The sequence below is a fragment of the Pseudomonas hunanensis genome (genome assembly GCF_013393325.1).
In the GTDB taxonomy this organism is placed as follows: domain Bacteria; phylum Pseudomonadota; class Gammaproteobacteria; order Pseudomonadales; family Pseudomonadaceae; genus Aquipseudomonas; species Aquipseudomonas putida_P.
In genome coordinates, this window is the sequence record NZ_QJRC01000091.1 from 62,860 (window position 1) to 69,130 (window position 6,271).

At 61.5% G+C, this 6,271-nt stretch carries 5 protein-coding genes; 2 read left to right on the forward strand and 3 right to left on the reverse strand.

Annotation, left to right across the window (positions count from 1 at the left end):
* Window positions 1-38: 38 nt before the first annotated feature.
* From DM807_RS14810 to DM807_RS14820, 3 genes are all read right to left on the reverse strand, one after another.
* On the reverse strand, window positions 39-527 hold the full coding sequence (locus DM807_RS14810; RefSeq protein ID WP_012270428.1) for a TIGR00645 family protein: 489 nt from the start codon (window positions 525-527) through the stop codon (window positions 39-41).
* Between the two features lie 109 nt (window positions 528-636).
* Window positions 637-975 (reverse strand): PA4575 family protein, encoded by a 339-nt coding sequence (locus DM807_RS14815; protein ID WP_003247487.1) that lies wholly within the window; start codon window positions 973-975, stop codon window positions 637-639.
* A gap of 160 nt (window positions 976-1,135) precedes the next feature.
* On the reverse strand, window positions 1,136-3,574 hold the full coding sequence (locus DM807_RS14820) for a Lon protease family protein (RefSeq protein WP_060514795.1): 2,439 nt from the start codon (window positions 3,572-3,574) through the stop codon (window positions 1,136-1,138).
* 261 nt (window positions 3,575-3,835) lie between these two features.
* On the opposite strand from DM807_RS14820, the gene DM807_RS14825 reads away from it, so the two are divergent.
* Both DM807_RS14825 and DM807_RS14830 read left to right on the forward strand, forming a co-directional pair.
* Window positions 3,836-4,324 (forward strand): DUF3015 domain-containing protein, encoded by a 489-nt coding sequence (locus DM807_RS14825; RefSeq protein ID WP_012270426.1) that lies wholly within the window; start codon window positions 3,836-3,838, stop codon window positions 4,322-4,324.
* 71 nt (window positions 4,325-4,395) lie between these two features.
* On the forward strand, window positions 4,396-6,249 hold the full coding sequence (locus tag DM807_RS14830) for an Lnb N-terminal periplasmic domain-containing protein (RefSeq protein WP_179027496.1): 1,854 nt from the start codon (window positions 4,396-4,398) through the stop codon (window positions 6,247-6,249).
* The last annotated feature ends 22 nt before the right edge of the window (window positions 6,250-6,271 follow it).

Consider the following 6,271-nt stretch of genomic DNA (forward strand, 5'->3'; position numbering starts at 1 on the left):
GTTTTGCAACGGACGGGCGGTGAATGCAGCAACCTGGCTTAGTGCTTGGTCAGCTTGTCCAGGTAGCCCATGCAAAACGCCGAGATCACGAAGGTCATGTGGATGATCACGTACCACATCAGGTAATCGGTGGAGATGTTCTGCGCATCCATGAACACCCGCAGCAGGTGAATCGACGAAATCGCCACGATCGATGCGGCAACTTTCATCTTCAGCGACGAAGAGTCCATCTTGCCGAGCCAGTTGAGCTTTTCCTTGCTTTCGTCGATGTCCAGTTGCGAAACGAAGTTCTCGTACCCGGAGATCATCACCATGACCAGCAGGCCACCCACCAGCGACATGTCGATCAGCGACAGGATCACCAGGATCAGGTCGGCTTCGCTCAGGGCGAAGACGTTGGGCAGGACATGGACCACTTCCTGGAAGAATTTCAGTGCCAGGGCCAGCAAGCCAAGGGACAGGCCGAAGTAGATCGGGGCGAGCAGCCAGCGCGAGGCATACATCGCGTTTTCGAGGATACGTTCCATGAAGTTCAGGACTCATCAGGTGACTAAAAATCGACGGCGAGTATAGCCAGCCACCTGTTACAGCAAAAGCCCGGTGAACGGGGGGCTGTTTTACAGCCCCGGCAATCGTTCAGGTCTCTGGATGAAACTGGTAATCCCCAAGATTACGGCACCGCTCGCCATTGATCCGCCGTAACTGCGCCTGCAAATGCAAACACCAGATCTGCGGGTCTTCGGCCACCTGGTACCCATGCAAGGTCAGGCTGTCGACGATGGCATTGAGCACCGATTCGGCCACCAGCGGCCCATGAAACGGCCCCTGCGCCTTGATCGCGGAAGGTTGTTCACCGGCCATGCCGGCGGCGAACAGCAACGTCCACATGCCGTTGTCCCCGGCCAGTGGGCGGATGCTGCATTCGATGCGGGTCACCAGGCCCAGGCACTGGCGTGTGAGGCTGAGGTTGCGCATGGCCGCGTCCCCTCCAAAAAGCCTTGTTCAGCCTGAACCTCAGGCTGTTTCCATCCTGAACCTGATACCGTCCTTAAGTTCCAGCATAGAAGAACAGTACAGAAAGATGGAAAACCGGCGCTGAACGGTAGCACATCGCCGCCAGCGCCAGTTTATTGACTCAAGCCGGTTTGGCCTTGGCAATCACCTCTTCCAGGTGTTCCTTTTCTGCCTTCTCGATTTCTTCTTCGCTGATCATCTCGGCAATTTCACGCAGGCGCTCCACCACCCGAGCATTGACGCTGCCCTCGGTGAACAGCCCCTTGTCGTCGAGCACCCCGGCCTCCTCGCCCACCAGCAGGCTCAGCGCCTCATCAGCCTGGCTGACCGCATAGACGTGGAACATGCCGTTCTCCACGGCCTGCAGCACGCGCTCATCAAGCATCAGGGTGGCAACGTTGGCACGCGGAATGATCACCCCTTGCTCGCCCGTCAGGCCTCGCGCCTCGCAGAGGCGGAAGAAGCCCTCGATCTTCTCGTTGACCCCGCCCACTGCCTGCACTTCACCAAACTGGTTGATGGAACCAGTGATAGCGAAACACTGCTTGAGCGGCGTGCGCGACAAGGCTGAAATCAGCGTGCAGGCTTCGCCCAGCGAGGCGCTGTCACCGTCCACGTAGCCGTAGGACTGTTCCAGGGCGATGCTCGCGGAAATCGCCAGCGGGAATTCCTGGGCATAGCGGCTGCCCAGATAACCGGTAAGGATCATCACGCCTTTGGAGTGGATCGGCTGGCCAAGGTTGACCTCACGCTCGATGTCGACAATGCCGCTGCCGCCTGGGTACACAGTGGCCGAAATACGTGCCGGCATACCGAACGCCGAGTCGCCCACCTCCAGCACCGTGAGGCCGTTGCACTTGCCGATTGCAGCACCTTCGGTATCGATGAGGATGATGCCGGCGAGCATGTCGTCCAGCACCCGCTGCGACACACGCCCGGTGCGGGTGGCCTTGGCCTTGAGCGCACGCTCGATGTGGCCGGCGTCGGTCATTTCGTCACTGGCCAGCTGGCGAATGAAATCAGCCTCGCTCACCAACTGGAACAGGTCGCCGATACGCGCCGACAGGCGCGACTGGTTTTCAGCCAGGCGAGCGCTGTAGGTGGCCAGGCGCGCCACGGCGTCGCTGGTCAGCGGCGCCATGCCCTCTTCGTTGGTGCGGGTGCGCAACAGCTGGGCGAACTGCTCCAGGTTCTCGTCGACCATCGGCATGTCTTCGTCGAAGTCCACCAGCACGCGGAACATCTCCTGGAAGTCCGGGTCGTGGTCCTGCAGCGCGTAGTACAGCTGGCGCGAGCCGATGATCACCAGTTTGACGTTGAGCGGAATCATCTGCGGCTGCAGGCTGACCGTGGCGACACGGCCCAGTTCACCGATCGGCGACTCCATCTTCAGCTTGCGCGACTGCAGTGCACGCTTGAGCGCATCCCAAACGAACGGCTCGCCCAGCATCTTCTCGGCTTCAAGAATCAAGAAGCCACCGTTGGCACGGTGCAGCGCGCCTGGGCGCAGTTGGCGATAGGAGGTGTACAGCGCGCCTTGGTCGGTGCTGTATTCGATACGGCCGAACAGGTTGTCATAGGTCGGATGCGGCTCGAACACCACCGGCGCGCCGCCGGCTGCGTGATGGCCCACCACCAGGCTGGGCGCGTACTGCTCTTCGAGCAGCTTGCGGGCCACGGCGTCGGTCTTGCTGTCATCCACCAGTTGCTCGACCACGGTACGCAGCAGGTTCAACTGCACCGATTGCAGGTATGCGCAGACCGCCGCGTTCTCGGCGTACTTTTCCGACAGCGGCGCCAACAGCGGCTGCAGCGCCAGGGTGATGGTTTCTTCGTTCAGCTGGCGCAGTTGGTTGTTCGACTCGCGCTTCCACTGCGGCAAGCTGGCCAGCTCTTCGTTCAGCTGTTCCTCGAGCAAGGCAATGTCTTCGTGGAACTGCTCGCGTACCGCTTCCGGCAACTGGGCGAACTCGGCTTCATCCAGCGCCTTGCCATCGGCCATCGGCGTGAAGGCGACGTTGCTGGCATCGCGATACAAGGCCACGTCTTTTTCCAGCGATGCGCGCTCTATCACGTCCAGGGCGCGGTCATAGCGCTGGTTGAAGGCACGGTCGATAGCACCCTTCTTCTGCTGATAGGACGGGTGTTCGAAAACGGCAGGAAACGTGGACAGCAGGTTGTCGATCAACCCGCCCATGTCGCTGATGAACTCGGCGGCGCTCCCAGACGGCAGCTCCAGTGCCCGTGGCTCACGGGTGTCGTCGAAGTGGTTGACGTAGACCCAGTCGGCCGGGGTCTGCTGGCGCTTGCCCTCGGCCTTGAGGTAGCGCTTGACGAACGAGAAGCGCCCGGTACCGGGCTCACCCATTACATACACGTTGTAACCAGGGCGCGGCATGGCCACGCCAAACTGCAGGGCCTCGACAGCACGCTCCTGGCCCAGGACTCCGCGAAACGGCTCCAGATCGTCGGTATTGGTAAAGGCAAACTGCTCGGGGGAGAAACGCCGGGTCAGGGCTTCAGGCGCGAGACGCAGGCGCGCAGCGACAGGATCGGGCATTGGGTTTCCTTACTTCGGCGGGCAGATGACCAGCATTCTGGCGCTGCCCCAGCGCGCCTTGCAAGGCTCTACGGGACTTTAATATCGCGGCAGGTCTTAGCCCGTGCAGGTCATGTAACAGCAAATTTTTCGCAATCAACAACGCAACCTTTAGATCGTGCCTAAACTCCAAGCTGCGCGGGTGGGTGAAAAGCTTTCCCGACCTGGCAACCGAGTTGCCAGAAACCCTGACCCTTGGTTAAGACAAAGAGAACAAATGCTATGAAACGGATTCTTCTGGGTACTCTGTTCACCGTGGTCTCGCTGAACGCCATGGCCGAAGCGCCTGGCGGCCCGAACTGCGGCTGGGGCAACATGCTGTTCGAAGGCCAGCGCGGCACGCCGGCACACTTCCTGGCTTCCACCACAAACGGCACCTCCGGTAACGCCACCTTCGGCATGACCTCCGGCACCAACGGCTGCTCGACCAAGGCTTCGCTGACCTACGGCGGCAAGTCCTGGTTCGCCATGAACGGCATGATGAACGAGCTGTCCGAAGACATGGCCATGGGCCAGGGCGAAGCACTGACCACCTATGCCGTCGTCCTTGGTGTGGCCCCGGAAGACCGCGGCTACTTCAACTCGGTCACCCACCAGCACTTCAACCAAATCTTCAGCAGCGCCGACGTCACTGCCGAAACGGTTCACAGCAACACCCTGGCCGTTCTGAAAAGCGACCCACGCCTGGCCAAATACGCCACCGAGGCCTAAGCACAGCTGCTCCCGCCCCACCCGGGGCGGGTTTCGCCTTTTTCGGCATCGTTTAGAAGTAGTTGCCCGATATGCTCAAACGCCTCGCTGCCCTGGCGCTGTGTGCCTGCGCCCCCGTACAAGCCGCGCCCGTGCTGGATCAAGGCCGTCTCCAGCAACTGGCCAATACCCCTTACTGGCTCGCCATTGGTCACTACGAAACCGCCAAGCTCGGCGGCTGGCGCAGTTATGTGGACGATGATGCGTTCTTCCTCGCCGAGGACGGTGCGCATCACCCCGACCAGGAGCTGAAGGCCACGGTCGACGCGCTGTATGCCCCGGCCAGCCTCGGCGACAAGCACGCCCAATGCGTATTCCCGGCGCGTACCCGCTGGCTGCGCGAACAACTCGACCTGCAAGGCTTGCCGCAACCGGACTGCCAGGAATTCAAGACCTGGTACCAGTCGATCGACCCGCACAGCGCCGCGCTGATCTTCCCGGCAGCTTACCTGAACAGCCCGTCGTCGATGTTCGGCCACACGCTGCTGCGCATCGACCAGTCCACCACCCGCAGCGACGACACCACCCTGCTGAGCTACGCGATCAATTTCGGTGCCTACATCGAAGGCAGCGACAACAGCATCCTGTACGCCTGGAAAGGCCTGATGGGGGGCTACCCAGGGCTGTTCGCGCTGATGCCCTACCAGGAAAAACTCTCCGAATACCGCAGCCTGGAAAACCGCGACCTGTGGGAGTACCAGCTGGACCTGACACCCGAAGAAACCGGGCGCATGGTCGAGCACGTGTGGGAGCTGAAGCAGATCCAGTTCGACTACTTCTTCTTCGATGAAAACTGCTCGTATCGCCTACTGGAGCTACTGCAAGTGGCCCGGCCGAGCCTGGACCTGACGTCACAGTTTCCGCTAACCGCCATTCCCACCGACACCGTGAAAGCCGTGAAGCAGTCCGGCCTGGTCGCCAGTGAGACTTACCGCCCCTCTCGCGAGCGCGAGTTGCTGGCCCGTGCCGAGCCGCTTGACCACAACGAAAAACGCCAGGTACTGGCGGCAAGCGCCGACACCGCGCAGCTGCAAAGCGCCGAGTTCAAGGCCCTGCCCCGCGAACGCCAGGCGCTGGTGCAAGATGCGGCGTATCGCCTGGAGCGGTACCGGGCCAATGGCCAGGAACGCGCCCCCGGCCAGGCAAAACGCAGCTTCGAGCTGCTGCGTGCAATCAACGGCAACCCACCGCCGCCCCTGCAAATCGAACGCCCCGGCCTGCCCGAGGATGGTCATGACTCGCGCACCTGGCAGTTGGGCGTGGGCACCCGTGAAGACCGTGCCTACGCCGAATACGGCCTGCGCATGGCCTACCACGACCTGAATGACAACGCCTATGGCTTCCCGCTGGGCGCGCAGATCGAAATTTTGCAACTGAAGGTGCGCCAGTACGAAGGCAACGATTGGCAGGTACAACGGCTGGACCTGGCCACCATTCGCTCACTGACGCCACGCAACGAGCTGCTCAAGCCCTGGTCATGGCAGGTGGCTGGTGGGCTGGAGCGGGTGCCGGGCAAGCACGATGACGAGGTGCTGGTGAGCCATGTGAATGGCGGCGCCGGTGGCACCTGGCAGCTGGCCGACGGTTTGTTGGGCTTTGCCCTGGGCACGGTGCGGGTCGAGCATCACAATGACTTCGCCCAGTTCATCGCCCCAGCGGCGGGGTTCAACGGCGGCCTGCTGTGGCGCAACGGCTTGGGCAACATGACGCTCGAGGCCAAGGGCGACTACTTCACCAATGGCGAAGTGCGGCGCAGCGTGAGCCTGAACCAGCAATGGGAAATCAGCCAGAACCTTGGGCTGCGGTTGAGTGCTTCGCGCGAATTCAGCCATTTGGCTACCGCGCAGAACGAGGTGATGCTGGAACTGAAGTGGTATCACTATTAGCGGGTCGGGCCTGCGCGCTTTT

Excerpts from the sequence above, each read along its gene's own strand:
- DM807_RS14815 (WP_003247487.1), bottom strand. The coding sequence starts at position 975 with ATGCGCAACCTCAGCCTCACACGCCAGTGCCTGGGCCTGGTGACCCGC.
- DM807_RS14830 (WP_179027496.1), top strand. The coding sequence starts at position 4,396 with ATGCTCAAACGCCTCGCTGCCCTGGCGCTGTGTGCCTGCGCCCCCGTA.
- DM807_RS14810 (WP_012270428.1), bottom strand. The coding sequence starts at position 527 with ATGGAACGTATCCTCGAAAACGCGATGTATGCCTCGCGCTGGCTGCTC.
- DM807_RS14820 (WP_060514795.1), bottom strand. The coding sequence starts at position 3,574 with ATGCCCGATCCTGTCGCTGCGCGCCTGCGTCTCGCGCCTGAAGCCCTG.
- DM807_RS14825 (WP_012270426.1), top strand. The coding sequence starts at position 3,836 with ATGAAACGGATTCTTCTGGGTACTCTGTTCACCGTGGTCTCGCTGAAC.